The 24,771-nt window shown below is 68.5% G+C and carries 25 protein-coding genes; 10 read left to right on the top strand and 15 right to left on the bottom strand.

Annotated features, from left to right (window positions below; genetic code table 11):
* The first annotated feature begins 219 nt into the window (after positions 1–219).
* Complete coding sequence (locus ACZ1DY_RS43880; protein ID WP_465483184.1) at positions 220–840, top strand: hypothetical protein; 621 nt, start codon at positions 220–222, stop codon at positions 838–840.
* A 1-nt stretch (position 841) separates the two neighbouring features.
* Here the strand turns inward: ACZ1DY_RS43880 and mctP are convergent, their stop codons facing one another.
* Together mctP and ACZ1DY_RS43890 are read right to left on the bottom strand one after the other, a co-directional pair.
* A complete protein-coding gene (mctP, locus tag ACZ1DY_RS43885) occupies positions 842–2,485 on the bottom strand; it encodes a monocarboxylate uptake permease MctP (RefSeq protein ID WP_126737406.1) in 1,644 nt (547 codons plus the stop codon).
* Positions 2,482–2,760: a DUF3311 domain-containing protein gene (locus ACZ1DY_RS43890; protein ID WP_185927414.1), complete on the bottom strand. Its 279-nt coding sequence runs from the start codon at positions 2,758–2,760 to the stop codon at positions 2,482–2,484. Before ACZ1DY_RS43890 ends, mctP begins: the two co-directional genes overlap by 4 nt.
* 203 nt (positions 2,761–2,963) lie before the next feature.
* Here ACZ1DY_RS43890 and ACZ1DY_RS43895 point away from each other — a divergent pair, with 203 nt between their 5' ends.
* Together ACZ1DY_RS43895 and ACZ1DY_RS43900 are read left to right on the top strand one after the other, a co-directional pair.
* Positions 2,964–4,580, top strand: coding sequence for an alpha/beta hydrolase (locus ACZ1DY_RS43895; protein WP_034314212.1), 1,617 nt, complete (start codon positions 2,964–2,966; stop codon positions 4,578–4,580).
* A 332-nt stretch (positions 4,581–4,912) separates the two neighbouring features.
* A complete protein-coding gene (locus tag ACZ1DY_RS43900) occupies positions 4,913–5,188 on the top strand; it encodes a helix-turn-helix domain-containing protein (protein WP_126737409.1) in 276 nt (91 codons plus the stop codon).
* Here the strand turns inward: ACZ1DY_RS43900 and ACZ1DY_RS43905 are convergent.
* The 11 genes from ACZ1DY_RS43905 to ACZ1DY_RS43955 form a co-directional block, all read right to left on the bottom strand.
* On the bottom strand, positions 5,185–5,760 hold the full coding sequence (locus ACZ1DY_RS43905) for an EndoU domain-containing protein (protein ID WP_257483469.1): 576 nt from the start codon (positions 5,758–5,760) through the stop codon (positions 5,185–5,187). The two genes, ACZ1DY_RS43900 and ACZ1DY_RS43905, sit on opposite strands and share 4 nt — an antisense overlap.
* Positions 5,761–5,836: 76 nt before the next feature.
* The gene (locus ACZ1DY_RS43910) at positions 5,837–7,084 is read right to left on the bottom strand and encodes a DUF6297 family protein (protein WP_465483185.1); all 1,248 of its coding nucleotides are present in this window, start codon (positions 7,082–7,084) and stop codon (positions 5,837–5,839) included.
* Positions 7,078–7,683: an ABC transporter ATP-binding protein gene (locus tag ACZ1DY_RS43915; RefSeq protein WP_257483471.1), complete on the bottom strand. Its 606-nt coding sequence runs from the start codon at positions 7,681–7,683 to the stop codon at positions 7,078–7,080. Before ACZ1DY_RS43915 ends, ACZ1DY_RS43910 begins: the two co-directional genes overlap by 7 nt.
* Positions 7,680–8,552: an LLM class F420-dependent oxidoreductase gene (locus ACZ1DY_RS43920; RefSeq protein WP_465483186.1), complete on the bottom strand. Its 873-nt coding sequence runs from the start codon at positions 8,550–8,552 to the stop codon at positions 7,680–7,682. The genes ACZ1DY_RS43915 and ACZ1DY_RS43920 overlap by 4 nt, the downstream gene beginning before the upstream one ends.
* 86 nt (positions 8,553–8,638) lie before the next feature.
* The gene (locus tag ACZ1DY_RS43925) at positions 8,639–10,462 is read right to left on the bottom strand and encodes a phosphoenolpyruvate carboxykinase (GTP) (protein WP_465483187.1); all 1,824 of its coding nucleotides are present in this window, start codon (positions 10,460–10,462) and stop codon (positions 8,639–8,641) included.
* Between the two features lie 399 nt (positions 10,463–10,861).
* The gene (locus tag ACZ1DY_RS43930) at positions 10,862–11,581 is read right to left on the bottom strand and encodes a DUF6802 family protein (RefSeq protein ID WP_126737414.1); all 720 of its coding nucleotides are present in this window, start codon (positions 11,579–11,581) and stop codon (positions 10,862–10,864) included.
* Between the two features lie 92 nt (positions 11,582–11,673).
* A complete protein-coding gene (locus ACZ1DY_RS43935; RefSeq protein WP_257483474.1) occupies positions 11,674–13,509 on the bottom strand; it encodes a dynamin family protein in 1,836 nt (611 codons plus the stop codon).
* Positions 13,506–13,991 carry a nucleotide exchange factor GrpE gene (gene grpE / locus ACZ1DY_RS43940; RefSeq protein ID WP_192747223.1) on the bottom strand — a complete coding sequence of 162 codons (486 nt, stop codon included), beginning with the start codon at positions 13,989–13,991 and terminating at the stop codon, positions 13,506–13,508. Before grpE ends, ACZ1DY_RS43935 begins: the two co-directional genes overlap by 4 nt.
* Before the next feature lie 39 nt (positions 13,992–14,030).
* A complete protein-coding gene (locus ACZ1DY_RS43945) occupies positions 14,031–14,687 on the bottom strand; it encodes a TetR/AcrR family transcriptional regulator (RefSeq protein ID WP_257483476.1) in 657 nt (218 codons plus the stop codon).
* Positions 14,684–15,163, bottom strand: a complete 480-nt coding sequence (locus ACZ1DY_RS43950; RefSeq protein ID WP_257483477.1) for a YqeB family protein — start codon at positions 15,161–15,163, stop codon at positions 14,684–14,686. Before ACZ1DY_RS43950 ends, ACZ1DY_RS43945 begins: the two co-directional genes overlap by 4 nt.
* A gap of 48 nt (positions 15,164–15,211) precedes the next feature.
* The gene (locus ACZ1DY_RS43955) at positions 15,212–16,735 is read right to left on the bottom strand and encodes a dynamin family protein (protein WP_443092900.1); all 1,524 of its coding nucleotides are present in this window, start codon (positions 16,733–16,735) and stop codon (positions 15,212–15,214) included.
* 193 nt (positions 16,736–16,928) lie between these two features.
* Here ACZ1DY_RS43955 and ACZ1DY_RS43960 point away from each other — a divergent pair, with 193 nt between their 5' ends.
* The 3 genes from ACZ1DY_RS43960 (at position 16,929) to ACZ1DY_RS43970 (ending at position 19,269) form a co-directional block, all read left to right on the top strand.
* Entirely contained in the window at positions 16,929–18,122 is a 1,194-nt protein-coding gene (locus ACZ1DY_RS43960) for a sensor histidine kinase (RefSeq protein ID WP_465485797.1), read from the top strand.
* Positions 18,119–18,775, top strand: coding sequence for a response regulator (locus ACZ1DY_RS43965; RefSeq protein WP_037307422.1), 657 nt, complete (start codon positions 18,119–18,121; stop codon positions 18,773–18,775). The genes ACZ1DY_RS43960 and ACZ1DY_RS43965 overlap by 4 nt, the downstream gene beginning before the upstream one ends.
* Before the next feature lie 80 nt (positions 18,776–18,855).
* Entirely contained in the window at positions 18,856–19,269 is a 414-nt protein-coding gene (locus ACZ1DY_RS43970) for a VOC family protein (protein ID WP_465483188.1), read from the top strand.
* A 206-nt stretch (positions 19,270–19,475) separates the two neighbouring features.
* Here the strand turns inward: ACZ1DY_RS43970 and ACZ1DY_RS43975 are convergent, their stop codons facing one another.
* Both ACZ1DY_RS43975 and ACZ1DY_RS43980 read right to left on the bottom strand, forming a co-directional pair.
* Positions 19,476–20,387 carry an SDR family NAD(P)-dependent oxidoreductase gene (locus tag ACZ1DY_RS43975; RefSeq protein ID WP_465483189.1) on the bottom strand — a complete coding sequence of 304 codons (912 nt, stop codon included), beginning with the start codon at positions 20,385–20,387 and terminating at the stop codon, positions 19,476–19,478.
* Positions 20,388–20,966, bottom strand: coding sequence for a TetR/AcrR family transcriptional regulator (locus ACZ1DY_RS43980; RefSeq protein ID WP_126737421.1), 579 nt, complete (start codon positions 20,964–20,966; stop codon positions 20,388–20,390). It abuts the gene before it with no gap.
* Positions 20,967–21,156: 190 nt separating this feature from the next.
* Here ACZ1DY_RS43980 and ACZ1DY_RS43985 point away from each other — a divergent pair, with 190 nt between their 5' ends.
* The 4 genes from ACZ1DY_RS43985 (at position 21,157) to ACZ1DY_RS44000 (ending at position 24,669) form a co-directional block, all read left to right on the top strand.
* Entirely contained in the window at positions 21,157–22,095 is a 939-nt protein-coding gene (locus tag ACZ1DY_RS43985) for an ABC transporter ATP-binding protein (RefSeq protein ID WP_257483481.1), read from the top strand.
* 27 nt (positions 22,096–22,122) lie between these two features.
* Positions 22,123–22,854, top strand: a complete 732-nt coding sequence (locus ACZ1DY_RS43990) for an ABC transporter permease (RefSeq protein ID WP_126737423.1) — start codon at positions 22,123–22,125, stop codon at positions 22,852–22,854.
* Positions 22,855–23,002: 148 nt separating this feature from the next.
* Entirely contained in the window at positions 23,003–23,920 is a 918-nt protein-coding gene (locus ACZ1DY_RS43995; protein ID WP_192747230.1) for an ABC transporter ATP-binding protein, read from the top strand.
* Positions 23,917–24,669 carry a hypothetical protein gene (locus ACZ1DY_RS44000; RefSeq protein WP_126737425.1) on the top strand — a complete coding sequence of 251 codons (753 nt, stop codon included), beginning with the start codon at positions 23,917–23,919 and terminating at the stop codon, positions 24,667–24,669. The genes ACZ1DY_RS43995 and ACZ1DY_RS44000 overlap by 4 nt, the downstream gene beginning before the upstream one ends.
* Positions 24,670–24,771 lie beyond the last annotated feature (102 nt).

The raw sequence follows: 24,771 nt of genomic DNA on the forward strand, positions 1-24,771 counted from the left end.
GGGTTCGGGGGCGAGTTGTCCACAACGGTGGGTGGGTGTGGACAAGTGGGCGAGGGGCCGCGCGGGACACGGCTGGGCGTGATGCGAAAGCCACTTTCGCAACGTTGAAGGTTGCGAAAGTGGCTTTCGCAACACGCAACGCGCGCCGGCCGCCGGTGAGCAGAGGCGAAAGGCCGTCGAAGACATCCGCAGTTCACGCGGACAGGGTTGGCTGGGGGAGTGAACTGGACGGCGTACGTCGACGGCTACTGCGAACGCCTCGCCCCCGGGCTCTGGGGCGAGCCGCTCAACAGCCTCAGCAATCTCGCGTTCCTGATCGCGGCGATCGCGGTCTGGCGGCAGCCGAAGGGCCGCGTGTTCGGCGCCCTCATCGGGCTGGTGTTCCTCGGCAGCACGGCGTTCCATCTGCTCGCCACCCGCTGGTCCGCCGCCGCGGACACCGGCTTCATCCTGGTGTTCGTCCTGTACTACGCCGCCGTGTTCCCGCACGTGTTCTTCGGCGTCCGCCGACGGCTGGCCTGGCTCGGCATCCCCGTGTTCCTCGCCTTCACCGCCGTCGTCGCGTCACTGGGCGGCGGGCTGTACCTCTCGGCGCTGATCGGGCTCGTGATCTTCGCGGTCGTTCTCAAGGGTGAAGACCGTCGCAGGTTCGCCGTCGCCGCGGGCGTTTTCGGGGTGTCCCTTTCGTTCCGCACGGCCGACCACACCGTCTGCGGGAACTTCCCCGCCGGGACGCATTTCCTCTGGCACCTGCTGAACGGGCTCGTGCTCTATCTCGCCGCGAGCGCCGCGACGAAAAGGGCCGCGTCCCGGCAGGACGCGGCCCCTTCCCACAGCTGACTCAGTGGACGCCGATTTCGCGGAGATCCTTGTCGTGCTCGTCGGCGTGGTAGTCCGCGGCCTCGGTGTCGTCCGTGCCGTTGAAGACCTTCAGCTGCCGCGCGATCACCGTGAAGATCACGGCGATCAGCAGGTTCGCGATCAGCGCCACGAACCCGACGTAGATCTGCAGCTGCGAGCCGCTGAGCGGGTGCCAGCCGAAGATCGACAGATCACCGAGCTTCAGCGCCGAGCCACCGAAGTGCGCCTTGCCGGTCGCCGGGTTGGGGATGTTGTAGAGCATGATCATGCCCCAGCCGATGCCGACCACCCAGCCGGCGATCAGGCCCCAGCGGTGGAACCACCGCGTGTAGAGCGAGATCGCGACCGCCGGCAGTGTCTGCAGGATCAGCACACCGCCGATGAGCTGCAGGTCGATCGAGAACTGCGGGTCGATGAACAGGATGAACGCCACCGCGCCGAACTTCACGATCAGCGAAGCGAGCTTGGCCTGCTTCGCCTCCTCGCCCGGCGTCGCGTTCTTCTTGATGTACTCCTTGTAGATGTTGCGGGTCCACAGGTTGGCCGCCGCGATCGACATGATCGCCGCGGGTACCAGCGCGCCGATCCCGATCGCGGCGAACGCGATCCCGGCGAACCACGACGAGAACTGCGTGTCGAACAGCACCGGGACGACGGTGTTCGTGTCGGGCTTGCCGGTCGCGTTGTTGGTGATCGGCGAGACCGACGCGCTGATCGCGACGTAGCCGAGCAGCGCCAGCAGACCCAGCACCAGCGAGTACGCCGGCAGCGCGACCATGTTCCGCTTGATCACGCTGCGGCCGCGCGAGGCGAGCACGCTGGTGAGCGAGTGCGGGTACAGGAACAGCGCGAGCGCCGAACCGAGCGCCAGCGTGGCGTACTGCAACTGGTTGTTGGCGTTGAGCAGGATGCCGTCCGCCTGCGACGGCGTCTTGTCGAACTTCGCGTCGGCCGCGTCGAAGATCGCCGACCAGCCGCCGAGCTTCGAGGGCAGGTAGATGATCGCGACGATGATCACGAGGTAGATCAGGATGTCCTTGACGAACGCGATCAGCGCGGGCGCGCGAAGGCCCGACTGGTACGTGTAGACCGCCAGGATGATGAAGGCGACCAGCAGCGGCAGGTGGCCGACGATGCCGGAGCCGTTGATGCCCATCGTCCGCAGCACGGCTTCGAGGCCGACGAGCTGCAGCGCGATGTACGGCATGGTCGCGACGATGCCGGTGATCGCGATGAGCAGCGCCAGCGTCGGCGAACCGAACCGGCCGCGGACGAAGTCGGCGGGCGTGACGTAGCCGCGGACGCGCGAGACCGACCACATGCGCAGCGCCGGCATCAACACGATCGGGTAGACGATGATCGTGTACGGCAGCGCGAAAAGGCCCATCGCGCCGGCGCTGAACATCAGCGCGGGGACCGCGACAAACGTGTAGGCCGTGTAGAGGTCACCACCGAGCAGGAACCAGGTGATCCACGAGCCGAACTTGCGGCCGCCGAGACCCCATTCGTCCAGATGGTCGAGGGTGTTGCCGGCCTTCCAGCGCGACGCGACGAAGCCGAGCACGGTGACCACCGCGAAGAGGATCGTGAAGATGATCAGCTCTGGCCATTGGATGTTGGTCACTTGACGTCCCCCTCGTCGAGCTCGTCCACGGACAGCCGGTCGGGACGCTCACTGGTCGGCTTGTCCTTGGTCATCACGAAGACGATCCAGGTGCACAGGACACCGACCGCGACGAACACGAACTGGAACCAGTAGAAGAACGGCATCCCGAACAGCCGGGGACCGTCCGAATTGAACAAGGACGTGATCAGCACCAGCAACGGGATGATCAACAGGAGGTTCCAGGGGCTGAACTGAAAACCCCTCACCTTCCCGTCTGCCTTACCTGACACCATCGGACCTCACCTAACGTTCCCGTACCCCCGGATGGTCCCGATGACCCTAGAACCTCTCCCCCGTCCGGGTCACGCGCGCCCGATATCGATTTGATCAGCGACGCCTCATCCGACGAAGGGCGGTTGCCGTCCCGGGCCCCGGCGGATATCAATAGCCGCAGTCGCGAACAGGAACTTCGCACGCATGATCAAAGGGGCATCGGATGAAGAAACTCCGCTATGCGGTGGTGATCCCGGCTGTCGCCGGCACCATGCTGGCCGGGTTCACGCCTGCGTTCGCAGGGCCGGAGGCTGCCGGTCAGCAGCCGCTGAACTCCACCAACATTCCGGCGAAGTACGCGGACCAGAAGCTCGATTGGCACAAGTGCACCGCGAGCGAGCTGCCGTCCGCGCCGCCTCCGGGGGCCGAGAACATCGAGTGCGCGACCTACCGCGCGCCGCGTAACTGGTACAAGACGAACGAGAACATCGACCTGACGATCGCCGTCAGCCGCCTCGCCGCCACCAGCGGCAAGGCGACGGCCAGCGTCATCACGAACCCGGGTGGCCCCGGCGCTCCGGGCCGTAACTTCCCGGCTCGCCTGCGTAACCAGACGAAGCTCCGCGCGAACCAGGAGATCATCGGTCTCGACCCGCGCGGCACCGGCAAGAGCACGAACATCACCTGCGGCAACGCGATCGGCACCGGTTCGGACCTCGACCCGCGCGACCGCAGCCGGGCGAACCTCAACCTGATCCTGGACGCCACCAAGTACGCGGCGGACTCCTGCCAGGTGAAGTCCGGCGAGCTGGGCCCGCTCATCAACACCGCGCAGACCATCCGCGACATCGACCTGCTGCGTGTCCTGCTGGGCCGCGACAAGATCAACTGGGTCGGCTACTCGGCGGGCACCTGGATGGGCGCGCACTACGCGCAGCAGTTCCCCACCCGGACGGGCCGTTTCCTGCTCGACTCCGCGACCGAGTTCACCACCACCTGGCAGAACTCGTTCGACTGGCAGCCGCTCGGCTTCGAGCGCCGCTGGCGTCAGGACTTCCTGCCGTGGATCGGCAAGTACGACAAGGTCTACGGCTTCGGCAAGACCGGTGAAGCCGCGCGCCAGACCTACGAGAAGGTCCGCTTCGCGCTGACCCAGAACCCGGTCGAGGTGGACGGCGTCCCGGTTTCGGCCAACGCCCTCGACTCGACCATCGCGTCGTACCTCTACTCGAAGCGCAACTTCACGGCGCTGGCCGACTACCTGGTCAACCTGAAGACGCTGACCGAGGGCACCTCGACGCAGCAGCAGAAGGCGTCGGCCGCTCAGAAGGTCAAGGCGGAGACGGTGGACGGTGACGGCGTCATCGGCCCGCAGCCGCTGTTCGTCCCGACCGACGGCGACTCCTACAACGCCAGCTTCTGGTCCATCCCCTGCAACGAGGGCCCGTGGTACGGCAACCGGAACAGCGTGATCCGGCAGTCGCAGAAGCTGATCGACCGCGACCTGCCGCTGCTGGGCGCGGGCTGGCTGATCCAGCCGTGCATCTTCTGGAAGAACAAGCCGGTCGACCTGCCGAGGCTCGACGGCCGCGGCGTCCCGCCGGTGCTGATCGTCCAGTCGGTGAACGACCCGGCGACCCCGCTCGAGGGCGCGACCCGTGCGCACCGCGCGTTCGCCGGCTCGCGGATGATCACCGTGACCGGTGAGGGTGACCACGGCATCTACGCCGGCGGCAACGCGGGTGTGGACAAGGTCGTGGAGGACTACCTCGTCGACGGCAAGGTGCCGAACGACCAGAGCCTCCCCGGACTCCCACTTCCGGTGCCCGCGGGCGCCTGAAGCCACTAGGGATTGTGGCCCCGTCGAGTTTCGGCTCGGCGGGGCCCTTTCTTTGGGGTTGTCCACGACCTGTGCACAGAGTTGTCCACAGGCTGGGGGTAACTCGGTGGGGACAACTTCGCGGGCGGCAGTGGCGACTGGGTCGGATCTCGCATGACTGGGCGGGCCGGCCGGGACACGCGTGATCGGACGGACGACACGCGTGACTGGAGGGACGGCACACGCTCGCGGCCGGTGTGCGCCGGGGCGTAATTCGCGTGCTTGAAGGCGTAACTCGCGTGATCCGAGGCGTAACTCGGGAATCCGGCCGGACCGGTATTAGTATTGGCACCATGGTGCGAGTGCCGTTGACGGACGAGGAACGTGAACGCGGCGAGCGGCTGGGCCTGGCGCTCCGGGACGCGCGCGCGGCGTCGTCGCGGAGCATGGTCGAGGTCGCGGCGGAGGCCGGGATCTCGGTCGAGACGCTCCGGAAGATCGAGACCGGGCGGATCCCGACGCCCGCCTTCTTCACGGTGATGGCGATCGCGGACGCCGTCGGGCTGCCGCTGGACGCGCTGCGGGCGGCCGCCGAGGGCGGCGGCGAACAAGTCGCGGAAGCGAGCTAGGGGCGCAGGACGGCCAGGGCGTGTGCCCGGTCGTTCAGGTAGAGGAAGCCGTCGATCGGCAGGTCGAAGCTGTTCAGCAGGCTTTCCAGCGTCGCGTATTCGTCCACGCCCAGCCGCAGATTCTCGTTCAGCGCGTGCGCGACGAGGACGTCGGCCAGCTCTTCCCACTCACCCGACCAGTGCAAGGTGCGGTAGAAGGCCAGGACGTCCGGCGCGATGCGGTCGCCGATCTGGTCGAGGAGGCTGTCGCCGAAGAAGCTGATCCGGCCGGCGGCGAGGTCGGCGACGGTCGGGTTCGCCGGGTCGGCGGCGGTGTCGGGATTGCGGACCACGCCGGGACCCGCCACGGGATAGCCCGTCTTGACGTTGCCGTTGTCCTCCACCAGCACGATCAGGTGCACGCCATACCGTTCGCCGGCGCACCGCCAGCGGCCGTTGTGCATTCTGAGGCGGGGTTCGCTCGGATCGTTGGCGACGTCCTTGATCACCGCGATGATCTGCTCGTCGGTCCAGCCCGCGGGGAACTCGCTGGTCGCCCGCCGTCCCTTTCCCGGTGCGTGCCCGCCGCCCACTCGTGCTCCTTTCGTCGCATCGAGGGTAACCCGCGTTCGGAGTATTCGAATGATCCGAACGCGGGAACGGGTGACCTCAGGCGAACACGCTGAGCAAGACGGCGCCGACGACGAGCAGGTCGACACCACGCAAGGCTTGCAGCCCGGCCGCGCCGCCGCTGACGTCGTAGTTCATCGGCGGCCGGGTGGCCGTCCGCGCCGCGGCGACGACGGCGAGCGGGATCGCGAGCCACACCGGCCAGGCCGGGGAGACTCCGAGCGTCAGCGTCACCAGGCCGAGCAGGAGCCCCCAGACGAGGCCGAACAGCGCGATCACCAGGCCGTTGACCAGCCGTAACTCCCAGTCGGACGCGCCGAGCCACCGACGGCGGCCGGGGTTGCGCCACAGTTCGCCGAGCCCGCCGACGAACGGCACGAGCGCCGCGTACGCGCCGAGCGCGAACAGCGGCGCGGCCGGGATGGCCGGAAAGGCCAAGTGAGCGACGCCGACCAGGCCCGCGATCACCACACTGGCCGCCGCGTAGCGCATCCGGCCGAGCACTCCGGCCCAGGCGAGCCGCAGCGTCGTCGGACGCCGCAACGACACCCACGGCACCGGCTTCGACTCCGGGATCAGCAGCATGGGGTCCATGAAGACCGCGGCCATCGCCCGCAGGAGCCGCGCGTTCCAGCCGTCGACGAGTTCCTGACGGCCGACCCCGGACATCGGTTCGCCGCCGAAGGCCACCGCGACCGCCACCACGAACAGCACGCCGGCCAGCACCTCGACGGCGATCGGGCCCCATCCCGCGGCGGCGAACGCCAGACCGGCCACGGCGAGCACGACCGGCGCGAACGTTTCCCCGCGAATAGCCGTCCGCCGCGCTGTGACCGCCGCCAGGATCGCGCCGGACGCGGTCAGCGCCGACATCGCGATCCACACGTCCTTCGAGCCGCCGCCGATCGCGGTGACCAGCGCCCCGGTGTAGCCGACCACCAAGACCAGCCCGACCCAAAGCGTCCACATCCGCTTGACGACGACTCGGCGCCTGTCGACGCGGGCGAAGTCCATCCACGTCAGCGCCGCCGGCTCGGCCCAGACGAAACCGCGGCGCAGCAGGCCGCGCCAGAACATCGCGCACAGCACGATCAGCAGCCCGAAGACCGCCGGAAAGTCCACAACGGACTGTCCGAAAAGGAAATCCCGGAGCTTCGGCAGGTTCTGGAAGGCGGTGAACAGAGCGCCGAAACCGAACAGGGCCAGGAAGGTCTGGTAGTCGCCGTTGAACAGGCCGCCGAATCGCTGTCTTCCCGGGACGTGCGTGGGGGCTTTCGTGGTCACCACAGCTCGAGGGTGGAGTCGGCCGCTTCGAGCAGCGGGGGATGGTGCGTGGCCACGACGACGGCCGCCCCGGCGTCGGTCGACCGCTTGATCAACGACGTCAGCCATTCCTTCCCGGCGGCATCGAGCGCCCGTTCGGGCTCGTCGAGCAGCAGGACGTCGTGCGGCCGCGCGGTCGCGCCGAGGAGCAGCAGACGACGGCGTTGCCCGGCCGAGAACTTGCCCGCGGTGACTTTCGCGCGTTCGGAAAGCCCCGCGTCGGCCAGGAGCGCGTCGAAATCGCCGAGATCGGCCCCGAACGAGCCCTCCAGCAGTTCGAGATGCTGGAGCGGGGTCAGCTCGGCGAAGAAGTCGGAATCGTCGAACAGCACGGAAACCTTGCGGCGGAAGGAAACGTCGCGTTCGTCGGGCTTACCGCCCGCGACGACGACGCGGCCCCGCTGCGGGGCCTGCGTTCCGTACAGGCATCGCAGCAGGGTCGATTTCCCGACCCCGTTGGGGCCGACGATGACCGCGCATTCGCCCGCCTCCACCTCGAAATCGAGTCCGTCGAACAGCCAGTGCTCCCCGGCCTGCACGCCGAGCCCGCGAACGTCGATCATTTGCCGCGCAAGGATTCGATCACCGGCGCGAGTGCGTCCATGTTGTGCTCCAGCACGGTGAAATAGGTGAAACCGAACCGCTCGCGGTGCGCCAGGATCTGTTCGGCGATCTGTTCGTGGGTGCCGACCAGAGCCGTCGGCAGTTCGGCGAGCTGCGCGACGGTGAGCTTGCCGTCGAGCAGTTCCCGCAGACTCTCCAAACCCTCTTGCCGGTCTTCGACCACGGCGACGAAATGCGAGAGGATGTTGAATTCGGCCTCGCGCCCGTTCAGTTTTCCGCAGACGAAGTCCACCCGCTCTTCGATTCCGGCCGCGTCCTCGACGGCGAGCGCGCCGCCGTCGGGAACGGCCGCCGTGCCGGTGAATCCGATGATGTCGGCGTGTTCGGCGGCGAGGGTGAGCAGCCTGTCGCCGCGGCCGGCGATCATCAGCGGCGGACCCGGCTTCTGCACCGTCGGCGGTTTGTGGCTTTCGTCGGCATAGAGCCGATTGAGCACCTCGATGGTGTTTTCGAGATGGTCGACGCGCTTTCCGGCGCGCGGGAACTCCATTCCCGCCGCTTCGAATTCGGCCTTCACGTAACCGGCCCCCAGGCCGAGCTCCAGCCTGCCCTCGGTGAACTGGTCCGTGCCGGTGACGTCACGGGCGAGCAGCACGGGGTTGTAGAAGGCGGTGTTGATGACGAAGGTGTTGAGCCGCGGGCGGGTCGTCACCTCGGCGGCGAGCACGAGGGCCGGGAACGGCGGCGCCATGCCGAGATGGTCGGCCGCGCCGATCACGTCGAATCCGAGGTCCTCGGCCTTGCGGCACTTCTCGACCCACGCCGCACGGGTCTCCGGGACGACCATGTTGACGCCGAATCTGACCATGCCGCCACGGTACCGAGACCGAAAGAAGAAGGCCTCATCCTCGGGAATGACTCCGAGGATGAGGCCTTTCTCCTACGTTCGGACGATCAGCCGAGACGCTGCTTGAGCGCGTCCAGCTCGTCACGCAGCGACGACGGGACCTTGTCGCCGATCTTCTCGAACCACTCCTCGATGAGCGGCAGTTCCTGGCGCCACTCCTCGGCGGAGACGTCCAGCGCGGCCTGGATGTCGGCCAGCGGCTCCTTGAGGCCGTCGGTGTCGAGGTCCTCGGCGTTCGGCACGAAACCGACCGGGGTCTCGTTCGCGTTGCCCTTGCCCTCGACGCGGTCGATGACCCACTTCAGGATCCGCGAGTTCTCGCCGAAGCCCGGCCACAGGAAACGGCCGTCGTCGCCGCGGCGGAACCAGTTGACGTAGAAGATCTTCGGCAGCTTGTCCGCGTCGGCGTTCTTGCCGAGGTCCAGCCAGTGCTTGAAGTAGTCACCGGCGTGGTAGCCGAGGAACGGCAGCATGGCCATCGGGTCGCGGCGCACGTTGCCGACCGCGCCGGCGGCGGCCGCGGTGGTCTCCGACGACATGGTGGCGCCCATGAACACGCCGTGCTGCCAGTCGCGGGCCTCGTTCACCAGCGGGACCGTGGTCTTGCGGCGGCCGCCGAACAGGATCGCCGAGATCGGCACGCCCTGCGGGTCGTCCCACTCGGGCGCGAGGATCGGGCACTGCGACATCGGCGTGCAGTAGCGCGAGTTCGGGTGCGCGGCCTTCTCTTCCGACTCCGGCGTCCAGTCCTGCTTCTTCCAGGAGGTGGCGTGCGCGGGCTTCTCGCCCATGCCCTCCCACCAGACGTCGCCGTCGTCGGTGAGCGCGACGTTCGTGTAGACCGTGTTGCCCTTTTCGATGGTGCGCATCGCGTTGGGGTTGGTGTGCCAGTCGGTGCCCGGCGCGACGCCGAAGAAGCCGAACTCGGGGTTCACCGCGTAGAGGCGGCCGTCCTCGCCGAACCGCATCCACGCGATGTCGTCACCGAGGGTCTCGGCGCGCCAGCCGGGGATGGTCGGCTGCAGCATGGCGAGGTTGGTCTTGCCGCAGGCGCTCGGGAACGCCGCCGCGACGTAGTGGACCTTGTCCTCGGGCGAGATCAGCTTGAGGATCAGCATGTGCTCGGCCAGCCAGCCCTCGTCGCGGGCGATGACCGAGCCGATGCGCAGCGAGTAGCACTTCTTGCCGAGCAGCGAGTTGCCGCCGTAGCCGGAGCCGTAGCTCCAGATCTCGCGAGTCTCGGGGAAGTGCGAGATGTACTTGGTGGTGTTGCACGGCCACGAGACGTCCTCCTGGCCCGGCTCCAGCGGCGCGCCGACGGAGTGCAGGGCGGGGACGAACTCGCGCTCGGTGCCGTCCTCGGTGACGAACTTGTCCAGCGCGGCCTTGCCGGCGCGGGTCATCACGCGCATGGAGGCGACGACGTAGGCGAAGTCGGTGATCTCGATCCCGAGCTTGGGGTCCTCGGCTCCGAGGGGGCCCATGCAGAAGGGGATGACGTACATCGTGCGACCGCGCATGCAACCGCGGTACAGCTCGGTCATCGTGGCCTTCATCTCGGCCGGGTCCATCCAGTTGTTGGTGGGACCGGCGTCCTCTTCGTTCTCCGAACAGATGAAGGTGCGCTCTTCGACGCGGGCGACGTCATTCGGGTCGGAAGCGGCCCAGTACGAGTTGGGCTTCGCGTCGAGCTGCACGAACGTGCCGGCGGAGACCAGCTCGGCGTTGATCCGGGCGGCTTCTTCGTCGGACCCGTCGACCCACACCACGCGGTCCGGAGTGGTCAGTTCGGCGACCTCTCGGACCCAGGACAGCACGCCACTGTGCGTCGTCGGCGCATTTTCCAGTCCGGGGATGGCGACTGCGGTCATCTCTACTCCTGACTTCCGACGCAAAGAGGGCCCACACCGGGAACGACGCTGTTCCGGTGCGGCCCTCAAGCTCGTGAGACCGAATGGCTTCGCACACCGGCGGGAAGGCCGGTGTGCAGGTTTTGGGATTCCCCGAGAGTAGCCGGATGACCGGCAGGTAACCGAGAGCTGACCTGTCGGTTCTCTCACAAGAACGATAAGGGAATCGATTCAGTATCACCGGAATGGGCCATACGCAGAAATTCTTCCGGTGACCGATGGCACAGCGGACGGACGAATCGGACACGAGAAAGCCCGGCACGAGTACTCGTGCCGGGCTGTTCTGTGACCAGGATTACAGGAATGACCTCTTCGAATTGGCCTGGACCATTCTTGTATTGGTCCAGGCCATTTTGGGAATCAGTTGGGGCTGATCCACTGACCGGTGGCGGAATCGATCTTCGCCACACCTTCGAGTGTTTCGGTGCCCGCGCCACCCCACGCCGCGTCGCCCGCCGGGTCACCTCCGGCCGCCGGGACGCTCGCGAAGGCCGCGCCGATGTCGTTGTTGACCACGCCGCTGCCGACCTCGGTCCACTGGCCGGGCCCGGTGTGCTCGTAGGTCTTGGAGTTGCCGGAGGCGTCGGTCTCCACCGCGATGTCGGCGCTGCCGTCGCCGTCCTTGTCGGTGAAGGCGATCGTGCGGCCGTCCTCCGTCTGGACGACGGCGGTGTCGGGGGTCCCGTCACCGTCCGTGTCGATGGTGGGCGGTCCGACCTCGACGTCGCCGCTGGGCATGTCGGCGTGCATGGTGCCGCTGGTGCCCGCGTCGGAACCGTCGTCGTTGCCGCCGCCACCGGCCTCGACCCAGGAACCGGAGGCTTCGTCGTAGACGGCCTCCTGGACGACCTTGCCGTTCTCGTCGAGCACCGCGTACTGGTCGGCGTCGCCGTCGCCGTCGGTGTCGACGAACGCCTGGCCGGTGCCGTCCTCGTGCTGGATGACCGCGGCGTCGTTGACGCCGTCCTTGTCGAGGTCGTAGTTGAGCTCGGCCTGGTACTCCTCGCCGTCAACGTGGACGGTGACCGCTTCGGTGGAGCCCGACTCGGTGTCCGTGCCGCCGCTCTCGTCGACCCACATGGGATAACCCCCTCGTTGACCTGCTGGTGTGTCGAAGCTTATGACTCACCGTAGGCCGGTTCGGTTCCGGTCCACAACAGGACCCACCCGGGTCAGGCGTCGCGCAGTGACCGAATGCGACCGAGCAGTGCCTCGGCGCGGTCCCGGCCGTCCGAGACGTCCTTCAGGCGCTTCGCGACGACCGAGATCTTCTTCGCCCGTTCCTGCGCGCCCATCTTGATCGTCTTGTCGACTTCCTTCAGCTCCGCCTCGATCGCGTCGATCCGGCGGCCGAGGGCTTCGTCGAGCGCCATCGACAGCTGCTGTTCGGCCTCGATCAGCTGCTCCGCGACGAGCTGGTCCAGCGTGGACCGCGCGTCGGCGATCGCCTCGACCAGCCACTGCTTCATATGCTGCTTGTCCGAGGCGTGTTTGCGGGTGCGCGCCATCCACCAGCCGGCGCCGAGGCCGATGATGATCGTGGCGGGCAGGATCACCGGGTTCAGGATCGCGACGCCCGCCAGCGGCAGCGCGGCGACCTTCCCGGCGCCGAGTCCGCCGGAAACCCCCATGAAGATGAGCAGTTTGTCCTCGGCCGTCGGCGGTTTCTTGTCCGGCGGGCGCAGCACGACCGGCGGGCCGCCCGCCCTGGCGAACTGGCCGCGGATGATTTCGAGCTCTTCGGGCGAGAACAGCTCCGAAAGCGCGACGTTGGTGACCTGGTTGAGCCGCTGGGAGAGCAGCATCGAGATCCGCTGCGACGTCGTCTGCAACGCGATGTCGACCTGCTGGGGCAGCGCGGCGAGGGCGTCCCGTTTCGCGCCGTCGATCAGCTGGCGGAAATGCGTCGACGCGTCGCGCATCTGCCTGCTGGTCTCGTGCCCGACCTCGACGCGGGTCCGCTGGATCTCCGCGCGCAGTTTCAGCTGCCAGCCCCGCGTCGAAGAGCGGCGCTCGGTGGTCAGGTCGTCACGGCGCTGGCGCAGCTGCTCGGCCTCGGCCTCACCCGCGGACAGCGCTCGGCTTTCCGCCTGCAGCTTCGCCTTGAGCTCGCCGAGCGCGCTCGACAACGCGCGCAGGGTGTTGGCCTCGCCCAGCATCGCCGAGCGGCCGACCAGCATCTCCTGCAGCGCGCCCTGCAACGCGGCGATCCCGGCCTTCTCGCGCAGCATCGTGGCCATCTGCTCGTTCGGGGCCTTGGCCGCCGTCTCGAACATCCGCGCGGAAACCGGGTGGAACACCGCGTCGGCGAACCGGGGGGCGTGCTCGGCGAGCAGCCGCCGGTCGGCTTCGAGGACCTCGCGCCAGCCGCGGAACTGGTCGGTCTTGGTCAGCGCGAACAGCACGGTCTCGACGCGTTCGCCCATGTCGTGCAGGAACTGCAGCTCCTGCGCGGTGAACGGCGAGGACGAGTCCACGACGAACAGCAGCGCGGTGGCACCGGCGGCGGCCTCCTTCGCCAGCTCACCGTGCATCGAGTCGAGCCCGCCGACACCCGGCGTGTCCACAATGGACACTCGTTCGAGCAGCGGGACCGGGCCGGAGACCTCGACGTAGCGCGGCGGGATCTGCCCTTCCGGCAGCTCGTGCGCGGCCGAGACCCAGTGGATCAGGTCGTTGAGGTTGATCGGCACCGGCGCCAGCTGGCCCGGGTAGCAGGCCTGCGCGGACCACTGCTCGGCGTGTTCGAAGACGAGATAAGTCGCCGTGGCGACGTCGGCGTCCACAGGGGACAGTCCCGGCATGGACAGGAGCGCGTTCACGAGCGAGCTCTTGCCGCGGTTGGTCTCGCCGACCACCACGACCGACGGCTTCTTCGGCCGCGCCTTCCGGATGTCCTCGACCCATTTCGCGGCCTGGGGATCGGCTTCGCGGACGACGGTGAGCAGCTGTTCGCGGGTGCTCTTCACGACCGCCGGAAGGTTGGCCGCCGCGCTCGGAGCGGTCACTGGGCCTTCTTCGCGTAGACGATGACGATGGGCGCGCGCAGGACCCGCTCGTGATCGGCGAAACCGACCACCTCGGTCTCCGCGACGAGCCCTTCGAGCGCCGGGTCCTCGGTCGCGACCGCACCGCCCGCCTCGTGCACGGCGGGGTCGAACCGCTCACCGTCCGGGCGCAGGGCACGGACGCCGATCCCGGCGAGACCGTGTTCGAGCCGCTCGACGACGCCGCCGCTGCGCGCGCGATCGAGGGCGTACAGGCACAGCTGGATCAGCGCCTGCCTGTCGGCGAGAGCCTGTTCGAGGTCGGCCGGACCCGTGGTCGTGGACTCCACATCGGTGTTCGACGCGGCTTCGACGGCCTCGGTTCCCTCCGACGGCGAAGTCTCCCCGTCCGCTTCGGCGATGATCGCCGCGGAGATCTGACCGGTCGGCACGTCGTCCGGATTCACGTCTTCGACCGCCTTCTTGCGCAGCCAGGCACCCACCCGAATCGACCCCCGTAACTGGTGTCCCGGGCCTACCGATCAGCCCGGGGAGATTTCACCAGTGTCGGGCACCGGCCCGCCAGGCGGGGGCGAAATCGGCAGAACGGGACGGAGGAATCTGGCGATCAGCTCCTTCATCACCGCGAGTTCCGCCGCCGGATCCAGGTCCGGCTCAAGAATCACGCGGGAAAGCGGCGCGTCGACCAAGGCGACGAGCCAGCTGGCCACCGTCTGCGGATCGAATCCGGGATCGATCCGGCCCGCTTCCATCGCCCGCGTCACCAGGCCGACGAGGCCGTCGCGCAGCGCGCGGTCGTTGCCCTGGATGAGCCTGGCCAGCTCGGCGTCGCGGGAACACTGCGCGGCGACCTCGAGGACGAGCTTGGCGATGACCGGATGCAGAAGCTGTTCCGACACGTGGGTGATGACCTGGAGGATGGCCTCCCCCGGATCCTCGATCTCTTCGGCGGCCGCGAGCAGTGCCGCGGTCTCGTCGGCGTCCTGCTCGAAGATGCCGACGAACACCGCGCGCTTGTTCGGGAAGTAGTGGAACAGGCTGCCGGTGCTGATCCCGGCGGCGCGGCAGATCTCCGCCGTCGTCGTCTTCTCGAAGCCCTTCATCGCGAAACAGCCCGCGGCGGCGTCGAGGATGGCGCGGCGTTTCGCCTCGTGTTTGGCCGGGTCGACCGTCCTCATTTCACCGCCGGCGGCTCGTCGTGCCACGGGTAGCCGTGGTCGAGGAAGGCCTTGGCGACGGCCTTGCGGTCCACGTCGCCCTTCTGCCGCACCAGCTCCCGGCCGTCCGCGGCGAGCAGAACGAGCTCCTTGCCGTCGAGGAAGACGGCCTCCAGCTCCGCTTCGTACGCGCGGCTGCGGCCCTTGGTGGTCAGCGTGATGCGGGTCGGCGTCACCTTGACGATCAGCCGCTCGTGCGCCCAGACCGCGGCGAAGAGCAACCCGAGGACCAGACCGACGCCGATCCCGGTGACCGTGCCCCAGGGCTGGGGGATCTCCGAGACGAGCTGGAAGGGGCCCTTGAACGGGACCCAGCTCAGGGACGCCACCCAGCCCGAGATCGACTGGAGGAACCAGCCGAGCGCGGCCCCGGCCAGCGGGCAACCGATCCAGGAGGCCGTGCGCAGCCACTGGGGCTCGTCGACGATCGTTTCCATGCGCTCATTATTAGACCGAGCGCTCGGTTTATCAATCTTGGGGCGCGTTTAGTCGCGGATCTGCTGCCAGATGAGGAAGTACGCCCGGTGCACGACGTGCGCGACGCGGCTTTGGGCGGGTGTCGCGCCGAAGGACGCGAAGGAACGCCACCAGCCGGCGCGCTCCAGGGCGTGGGCCGCCAGCTCGGCCCGCGGAGCGCCCGGCTTGCCCAGCTGGGCGCCGATGTCCGCGTTGCTGCCGACCCGCAGGACCTCCTCGGACAGGTCCTCGGGCATGTCGACGGCGCCGGACGCGACCAGCGTGAGCGCTTCGAGCAGCCGCAGCTGGTGTGCCTCGGGCTTGGCGAGCAGGACCTCGATCGCGTCGTGGACGCGCTGCCGTTCGGCCGGGTCGCCGGACGCGTGGGCCAGCGCGGTGACCGAGGCCAGCGCGGCCGCCGCCTTGATGCCGTCGGCGCGGGCGGCGAAGACGATGCTCAGCCGCTGGCGGACGGCTTCGAGCCCGGAGGCGTCGAGCAGCTTCCGCCGCAGCGAGCCCGCGGTGATCTCCGGTTCCTTGCGGATCGCCTCGACGGCGTACCGCACGCCGAACAGGTCCAGCTTCTCCAGCAGCCGCAGCCGGGTGCCCGCCGCGACGTCGCATTCCCAGCTGGTGAAGATGTCCGCCGAGATCAGCATGGTCTCGAGGATGTCGTCGTCCATCTCGGCCAGCTGGCGCAGCGCTTCGGCGTCGGGCGAGGTGAACCCGCCGGACTCGGCCGACTCCGCGATCAGCCCGATCACCGGCAGCACGTCGGCGACGCGGGGCTTCAGCGTCGCGGCCTGCTTCTCCGACAACAGCGTCGCGGCTTTCCACACGTCACCGCCCGAGCCTTCGACCGACTCCGGCGCGATGGTGTCCGCCTTGTTGAGCACCGCGATCGCGTTGACCGGGCCCGCCTCGCGGCTCGCCGTCGCGGCGGTGAACGCGGCGAGCGCCTGCTGGTCGTCGGCGCGGACGCCCTGGGTGACCACGTAGAGGACGGCTTCGGCGCCCGCGACGGCGTTGCGCGAGGTGTCGTCCAGCTCGTCGGAGCCTTCTTCCTCCTCGTCACCGTCTTCGGGCTTGCGGTGCTTCGCCGCGCCCAGCAGCTCCTCGGTCCGCGACACCGAAGCCGCGTCGAGCGAGCCGAGGCCCGGGGTGTCGATCACGGTCATACCCTGCAGGACCGCGTTGGTGAGGTACGCCTCGATATGCGAGACCTTGTCGATGTCGATGCCCAGTTCGGCCGGGATCATCCCGTCGGCGGAGAAGGGCAGCACCTGTTTGCGGCCGTCGTTGAAGACGATCTCGACGCGGTCGACCGTGCCGTACTGGAACCTGGTCACCAGCCGGGTGCACTCGCCGACGTCGGTCGGCGCGACCCGGCGCCCGATCAGGGCGTTGACCAGGGTGGACTTCCCCGATTTGATCCGGCCCGCGACGGCGACCTGCAGCGGGCCGCCCAGCCGTCGCAGCACCTCGGCGAAACCGGCCGCGGTCCGCGCGGACACCTGGGGCTGGAGGCGGTGGCAGAGGTTCGCCACCGACATCGACAGCGGGCCGGCGAGACGGCCCTGCTCCGTCGCTGAGGTCACGGTGCCCACCCTCCCAGTCGTCGAGCACACCGAGGGGAATCGTGCCATGCCGCTCATCCTCGGGTCGCACCGAAGGTGGTACCGGCGACCGACGCGCGGGCGGCCCCGGCCGACATAGTGTTACCAGGTGCGACGGTTGAGCCTCTGGATGCGTGCCCACCCCATGGCCGGGGACAGTTTCATCGCCGTCGTCCTGCTGCTGACCGACCTGCTGTTCTTCGTGGCGGCGGTCGAGACGCCGGAAGTCCCGATGCCGCCCTGGTACGTGGTCCTGCCGCTGGACGTAGTGATGGTCGCCCCGCTGGTCTTCCGGCGGAAGGCGACGCTGTGGTCGGCGTACCTGGTGCTGCTGATCGGCATCCCGCACAGCGCGCTGGAACTCGGCGCGGCGAGCGGGCTGGCGATGATGATCAGCATCTACTCGGTGCTGGTCTACGTCGGGCGCAAACAGGGCCTGTTGTACCTGGTGATCACGCTGGTCACCTCGGCGATCCAGCTGTGGGCCGACCCGCCGGAGGACGTGTGGGTGCTGGCGATCATCGGCGTCTTCTCCAGCGCACTGTGCTGGACGCTCGGCGAATTCGCCGGCGCGAGGCGCGCCTATCACGAGGAGGTGGAAGCCCGGTTGCATCTACTTGAGACGGAACGGGACCAGGCGACCAGGATCGCCGTCGGCGAGGAACGCGGACGTATCGCCCGCGAGCTGCACGACGTCGTCGCGCACGCGGTGAGCGTGATGGTCGTGCAGGCCGACGGCGCGTCCTACGCGGTCGACGGGAATCCCGAGATGGCGAAACGTGCCCTGCAGACGATTTCGGAGACCGGCCGCGGCGCGCTCGCCGAGCTGCGGCGGCTGCTGGACGTGCTCCGCAGCGACGGCGACGACGAGCCGCGCGTGCCGCAGCCCGACGCCAGCGCGCTGACCGACCTCGCGGACCGGATCCGGCAGGCGGGGGTGCCGGTGACGCTGGCGATCGGGCCGGACGCGCTGGCCGGGCTGCCCGCGGGGGTGTCCCTCGGCGTGTACCGGATCGTGCAGGAGTCGCTGACGAACACGCTGAAACACGCCGGCCAGGGCGCGCAGGCCGAGGTGGTGGTGCGGCGGGAGGCGGACGTGATCGACGTCAAGGTCACCGACGACGGCGCCGGGCGCGCGAAACAGCTGGTGCCCATGGCGGCGAAGCACGCCGCGCCGCCGCGGAAACTCACCGTCCCCGGTGGGAACGGATTGATCGGAATGAGGGAACGGGCGAACGTCTTCGGCGGCACGCTGGAGGTCGGGCCCGCCCCCGGTGGAGGGTGGCAGGTGCACGCGAGGCTCCCGGTTAGGTTGGCGACGTGATACGGGTGGTGGTCGTCGACGACCAGGAATTGATGCGCGTCGGGTTCCGGATGGTCCTGGGCGCGCAGGCCGACATCGACGTCGTCGGCGAGGCGGGTGACGGCGCGCAGGCCATCCGGCTGGCCGAGGAACTGCGGCCCGACGTCGTGCTGATGGACGTCCGGATGCCGGTGCTGGACGGGGTCGAGGCGACGAAGCGGATCGTCGAGGCCGGGACGGCACGGGTGCTCGTGATGACGACGTTCGACCTGGACGAGTACGTCTATTCGGCGTTGCAGGGCGGGGCGAGCGGGTTCCTGCTGAAGGACACGCAGCCGGATCACCTGGTGTCGGCGCTGCGGGCGGTCGCTTCGGGCGACGCCGTGGTCTCGCCGTCGGTCACCCGGCGGCTGCTCGACCGGTTCGTCGGCGGCGGCGGGAAGCCGATGCGGGACGCGGCCGAGCTGGACGTCCTCACCGAACGGGAGCGGGAGGTGCTCGTGCTGATCGCGAAGGGCCTTTCGAACCTGGAGATCGCCGAGACGCTGTTCCTCTCCGAGGCGACGGTGAAGACGCACGTCGGGCGGATCCTGTCGAAGCTGGACCTGCGCGACCGGGTGCAGGCCGTGGTGCTCGCCTACGAGACCGGGCTGGCGCGTCCCGGGGTCAGCTGAGATCTCGTCGGAAAGTGGTCATTCGGTGAGCACTTTGCGGCGGATGCTTGTCCTCAGAGCCACTACCTGAGGAGAAGGAAATGCTGCGAGGTCTCACCACCACCACGTTCTACGCCGACGACATGGCCGCCGCGATCGAGTGGTACTCCGAGCTCTTCGGCATCGAGCCGTACTTCGTCCGCAACGGCCCCGACGGGGCACCGGCGTACGTCGAGTACCGGATCGGCGACTACCAGCACGAGTTCGGCCTGGTCCGCGGCGACTTCCGGCCGCCGATGGCCCAGCCCGGTCCCGGCGGGGCCATCGCGAACTGGGCCGTCGACAACGTCGAGGACGCCTTCGCTCAGCTGCTCGCGAAAGGCGCGAAGGAGTACGAGCCAGTCATCGAGCGCGGGCCGGGCTTCGTGACCGCGGCCGTCGTCGACCCGTTCGGCAACGTCCTCGGCGTCATGTTCAACCAGCACTACCTGGACGTGCTGGCCGGGAAGAAGTAGCTCCCCTGGCCAGGCACTGGACGGAAGGTTGCGAAAGCCACTTTCGCAACCTTCAACGTTGCGAAAGTGGCTTTCGCAACGTTGAAGGAGGGCCAGGCGAGCCCTGCCTCGCCCGCTGACGTGCCGCTAGGTGTGTCGCGAAAGCCACTTTCGCGACGTCTGACGTCGCGAAAGTGGCTTTCGCGACACGGGCCGGCGGCCGTGCCTCAGCGGTACAGCGAGTGATCCGCGGTCGCCGGGTCGTTGCCCGCGTCCCGCACTTCGGCCATCCACTTGCCGAAGTCGGGGCGTGAGCCGTCGACGTCGGTCAGGCCGTACTCGTTCATCAGCGTCCACGACGCCAGCGTCTTGCCCGCGAACCGCGCGACCTCCGGGTCGGTCGACAGCTTCGCGACACCCCGCCCGAGCAGCACCGGGGTCTCCGAGATGGCGAAATCGACCGGAGCGGACTCGCCGACCGCGTCCCGCCACGTCTCCTCAGTGACCCCGAAGTGGTCGAGCATCGCTTCCGAACGCAGGAAGCCCGGCGTGACGGTCATGCCGACGGAGCCGTACTTCTTCAGTTCGGCGCCGAGCGCCCTGCCGATCGCGCGGATCCCGCATTTCGCGAGGAAGTACGGGATCCCCGCGCCGACGTACTCGTCGTGGTCGCCGTCGGTGACCTCGATGACGAGACCGCCTTCCCGCCGCACGACCAGCGGGAGAAGCCGGTGCAGCGCGATCAGGTGCGTGTCGATCGCGTTGTGCACCAGCGTGAGCGCGTCGTCGAGGCTGGAGTCCCAGTACGCCCCCTCGAAGTCCGCGTACTGGTCGCCGCCCCAGACGTCGTCGACCAGTACGTCGATCCGGCCGTCCACTTCGGACTCGATTCGTGCTCGCAGTGCGTCCACATCAGACACGACGGTGAAGTCGGTCCGGACGGCGATCCCCCGCCCGCCCGCCGCGTCGACGAGCTCCGCGGTGTCTTCGATCGTCTCCGAACGCTTCATCGGCGACTGGTGCTCACGCGTCGTACGGCCGGTGACGAACACCGTCCAGCCGAGCCTGCCCAGTTCCACCGCGATCGCCCGGCCGCATCCCCGCGTCGCCCCCGCGACCACGGCCACCTTCTGATCCATTCAGGACACTCCCTTCCACGCGGTCAGCACCGCGTCCACGTCTTGCCCCATCCGTTCGGTGATCCGGCCCTTCGGCCGGATCGACCAGTCCAGCGCGGCCCCGTTCGCCACCCCCAGCAGCACCCGCGCCGCACGGACGACACCCGGCGCACCCGGGAGGTCACGCGCCGCGACGCGCGTCAGCCGCCGCAATTCCGCTTCCACGGCGGTGAAATGTTCACCGAGCAGAGCGCGCAGCTCCGGATCGCCGATGTCCACGCCCAGCTGCCCGAGATGGTTCGCCGCCGTCTCCGCGTCGCCCAACCCCTCGTAGACCACGACGACCGCCGCGCGCAGCGCCTCCACCGGATCGGCCAGCTCGCCGCATTCCCGCATCCGTTCCACGACGGATCGCGTGTTCGCCCGGCTCAACGCCAGCAGAAGACCGTTCTTCGAGCCGAACCGCTGGGCCACGGTGCCGACCGCGACGCCGGCCTCAGCCGCCACCTGGGCCAGCGTGAAACCGGGGCCGACCATGCCGATCACGGTTCCCGCCGCGGTCAGCAGCCGTTCGTCGGTGATGCTCCGTGGCCTCGCCATGCGATTATTGAACCACGGTTCATTAACCCTGGCGAATCAGGGTCACTCTCAGGGGTCTCACCGATCGCGTACGCCGCCGGAAGACGGCAAGCTACGTCTCAGGTCGGGTACCAGGTTGGCACCTCAGGATGACGCGCTCGGCCACCCACATGGACGACGATTGTTCTCGCAGTCGCCGAGGGGAGCAGACATGATCGAGGCAGCGGGCCTCACCAAGCGGTACGGCAAGACACTGGCGGTGAACGACCTGTCCTTCTCCGTCGCGCCGGGGGAGGTCACCGGTTTCCTCGGCCCGAACGGGGCGGGCAAGTCGACGACCATGCGGATGATCCTCGGCCTGGACAACCCGACCGCCGGCCAGGTGCGCATCGGGGGCAAGCTCTACCGCGAGCTGAAAGATCCACTGCGGACGGTCGGCGCGCTGCTGGACGCCAAATGGGTCCACCCCAACCGGTCGGCCCGGGCGCATCTGCGATGGATGGCGAAGTCCAACAAGATCGCGGAGAGCCGGGTCGACGAGGTGCTCGAGATCGTCGGGCTCACCAGCGTCGCCGGGAAGCGCGCCGGCGGGTTCTCCCTCGGCATGTCGCAGCGACTGGGGATCGCGGCGGCCCTGCTGGGCGACCCGGAGGTGCTCCTCTTCGACGAGCCGGTCAACGGTCTCGACCCCGAGGGCATCCTCTGGATCCGCAAGTTCATGCACCGGCTGGCCGACGAAGGCCGCACGGTGTTCGTTTCCTCGCATCTCCTCTCGGAGATGGCGCTGACCGCGAGCCACCTGGTCGTGATCGGCAAGGGGCAGCTGATCTCCCAGTCCTCCACCGAGGACTTCGTGGCCCGGGCCGCCGAGAACACGGTCAAGGTCCGGTCGCCGCAACTGCCCGCGCTGCGCGCCGCGCTGACGCAGGCGAGCGCTCAGGTCACCGACGCCGAACGAGCGATCGTCGTGTCCGGTTTGGACAGTGAGAAGATCGGCGAGATCGCCGCGGCCAACCAGATCGTGCTGCACGAGCTCAGCCCGCAGACCGGCTCCCTGGAGCAGGCCTTCATGCAGATCACCGGCGACTCGGTCGAGTACCACACAGGTCTCGAAGCCGAAGCCGCCGAAGTGGTCACCGCCGCCCAGTAGCCGTCACTCTTCGAGGAAAGAAAAGCCATGACTCTGCTCGCCGTGGAACGCATCAAGCTGTTCACCACCCGCTCGCCCTGGTGGTGCGCGCTGATCACCCTCGCGGTGGTGGTCGGCTTCGCCGCCATCTTCGCCGGCGCCGCGCCGTCGGGGGAATTCACCGACGTCGGCATGTCCCAGTTCGGCTACGTCTTCGGGATGACCGTGGTCATGGTGCTGGCCGCGCTTTCGGTGACCACCGAATACCGCTTCGGCACCATCCGCACCACGTTCCAGGCCGTGCCGAACCGCCGCGCCGCGCTGCTGGCGAAGACCGGCGTCGTCGCGACGCTCTCGCTGGTGATCGGCGAGATCGCCGCCTTCGGCGCCTGGGCACTCGCCTCGATCATGCGGCCGGAGGATCTGGCGCTGAACACCACCGCCGAGTGGATCAGCGTCGCCGGGGTCGGCCTGGTGTTCGCCCTCGCCTCGGTGATCGCGGTCGCCGTCGGCATCCTGATCCGGCAGAGCGCCGGCGCCATCTCGCTCCTGCTGATCTACACGCTCGCGGTCGAGAACCTGATCCAGCTCATCCCGAAGATCGGCAAGGACATCTACGACTGGATGCCGTTCCACGTCGCGGACCGGTTCCTCACCGGCTCGGGTCCCGCCGCGGCGAACGCGCCGCTGAGCCAGGCCGGGTCGCTCGCCTACTTCGCCGGTTTCGCGCTGGTGCTGCTGGTCATCTCGCTCGTCGTCGCCGACAAGCGCGACGCGTAAGGACTTCCACAGGGGAAAGCCGGACGCCGAACTCGGGGGAGCGAGGCATCCGGCCGGGGAGAAAAAGGGGAAGAAGGACCGGGCCGCCGATCGGGGGGCAGCCCGGTCCTTTCCCGCGTAATGTCGGAATCCACTGGAGGGAGGGCCGATGATCGAGGCCACCGGACTCACGAAACGCTACGGCGACAAGCTCGCCGTCGACGCGCTTTCCTTCACCGCCGAAGCCGGCCGGGTGACGGGATTCCTCGGCCCCAACGGGGCGGGGAAGTCCACCACCATGCGGATGATGCTCGGGCTCGACAACCCCACGTCGGGCTCGGTGACCATCGACGGTATGGCCTACCGCGAGCTGCGTGATCCACTTCGGACGGTCGGCGGCATGATCGACGCCACCTGGCGGCATCCCGGCCGCACCGCCCGCGAGCACCTCCGGTGGATCGCCGCGACGAACGGCCTGCCGGACAAGCGGGTCGACGAGGTGCTCCGGCTGGTCGGGCTCGACTCGGTCGCCCGCAAACGGGCCGGGCAGTTCTCGCTCGGGATGTCACAGCGGCTCGGGATCGCCACGGCGCTGCTGGGCGACCCGCGGGTGCTGCTGTTCGACGAGCCGGTCAACGGCCTCGACCCCGAGGGCATCGTCTGGATCAGGAAGCTGATGCACGCGCTCGCCGCCGAGGGGCGCACCGTGTTCGTGTCCAGCCACCTCCTGCCGGAGATGGCGCAGACCGCGCAGGACCTCGTCGTGATCGGCCGGGGGAAGCTGATCTACCAGGGCACGATGGAGGAGTTCGTCGGCCGGGCGAAGGGCCTCGGCGTGCGGGTCCGCAGCCCGCATCTGCCCGAGCTCCGGACCGCGCTCACCGACAAGGGCGCCGAGTTCCGCGAAGAGGACGGCGCGCTCGTCGTGTCCGAAATGGACAGTGACACGATCGGCGAACTCGCGTTCGCCGCCGGCGCGACCCTCCACGAGCTGAAGCCGCTCGCCGGCTCGCTCGAACAGGCGTACATGCAACTCACCGCCGAGGCCGTCGAGTACGGCGCCGGTGTACCGGAGGTGGCCCGATGACCGCGGCGAACATGCTCCGCGCGGAGCGGATCAAGCTGCTTAGCACGCGCGCACCCTGGTGGTGCGCGGCCATCGCGGTGGTGGTCGCGCTGGCCTACACCGCGCTCTTCTTCGGCTTCGTGCCGCTCGAAGGCCAGACCGGCGTCAACTCGACGCAGGTGGCGAGCGCGCTCGGCCGCACCGTCGTGCTGGTCCTCGCCATCCTCGCGGCGGCGACGGAGTTCAACTGGGGCACGATGAAGCTCACCTTCCAGGCGGTGCCGTCGCGCGTGCCGGCCCTGCTGGCGAAGGGCGCCGTCGTCGGCGTGTTCTCCGGGCTGATCGGGCTGCTGGTGGGCTTCGGCTCGTGGGCGATCGCGTACCTGATCAAACCGGCCGCCGACCTGGGCCTGGCTTCGGGCGCCGACTGGCGTGCGGTGGCGGGCCAGGGCCTGACCTTCTTCCTGACCGGTCTGCTCGGCGTCGGCCTCGGGCTGCTGTTCCGCAGCCCCGCGTTCGCGCTCGGGTTCGCGCTGGCGTGGACGCAGGTGCTCGAGGGGCTCGTCGTGCTGATTCCGAAAGTGGGCGACGACATCTACCAGTGGATGCCGTTCTTCGCGGCGAATCAGTTTTCCGGGCCGGATCTCACGGTGTCGATGTTGAAACTCGAACCGCCGCTGGGGCCGTGGGGTTATTTGGCTTATTTCGGCGGCATCTGCGTGATTGTCTATGCGGCCGGGCTGATGATCACCCATCGAAGGGATGCGTGAGCTTTTACCGCGGCCAAAGGAGTTAAGTCCACGTTAAGAGCCTGTGGCTTCTCTCACACGGAGCGGACATACTGTTCCAGCCCGGGCGATGCTCGGGATGAG

This window comes from Amycolatopsis sp. PSD-21 (assembly GCF_055561455.1).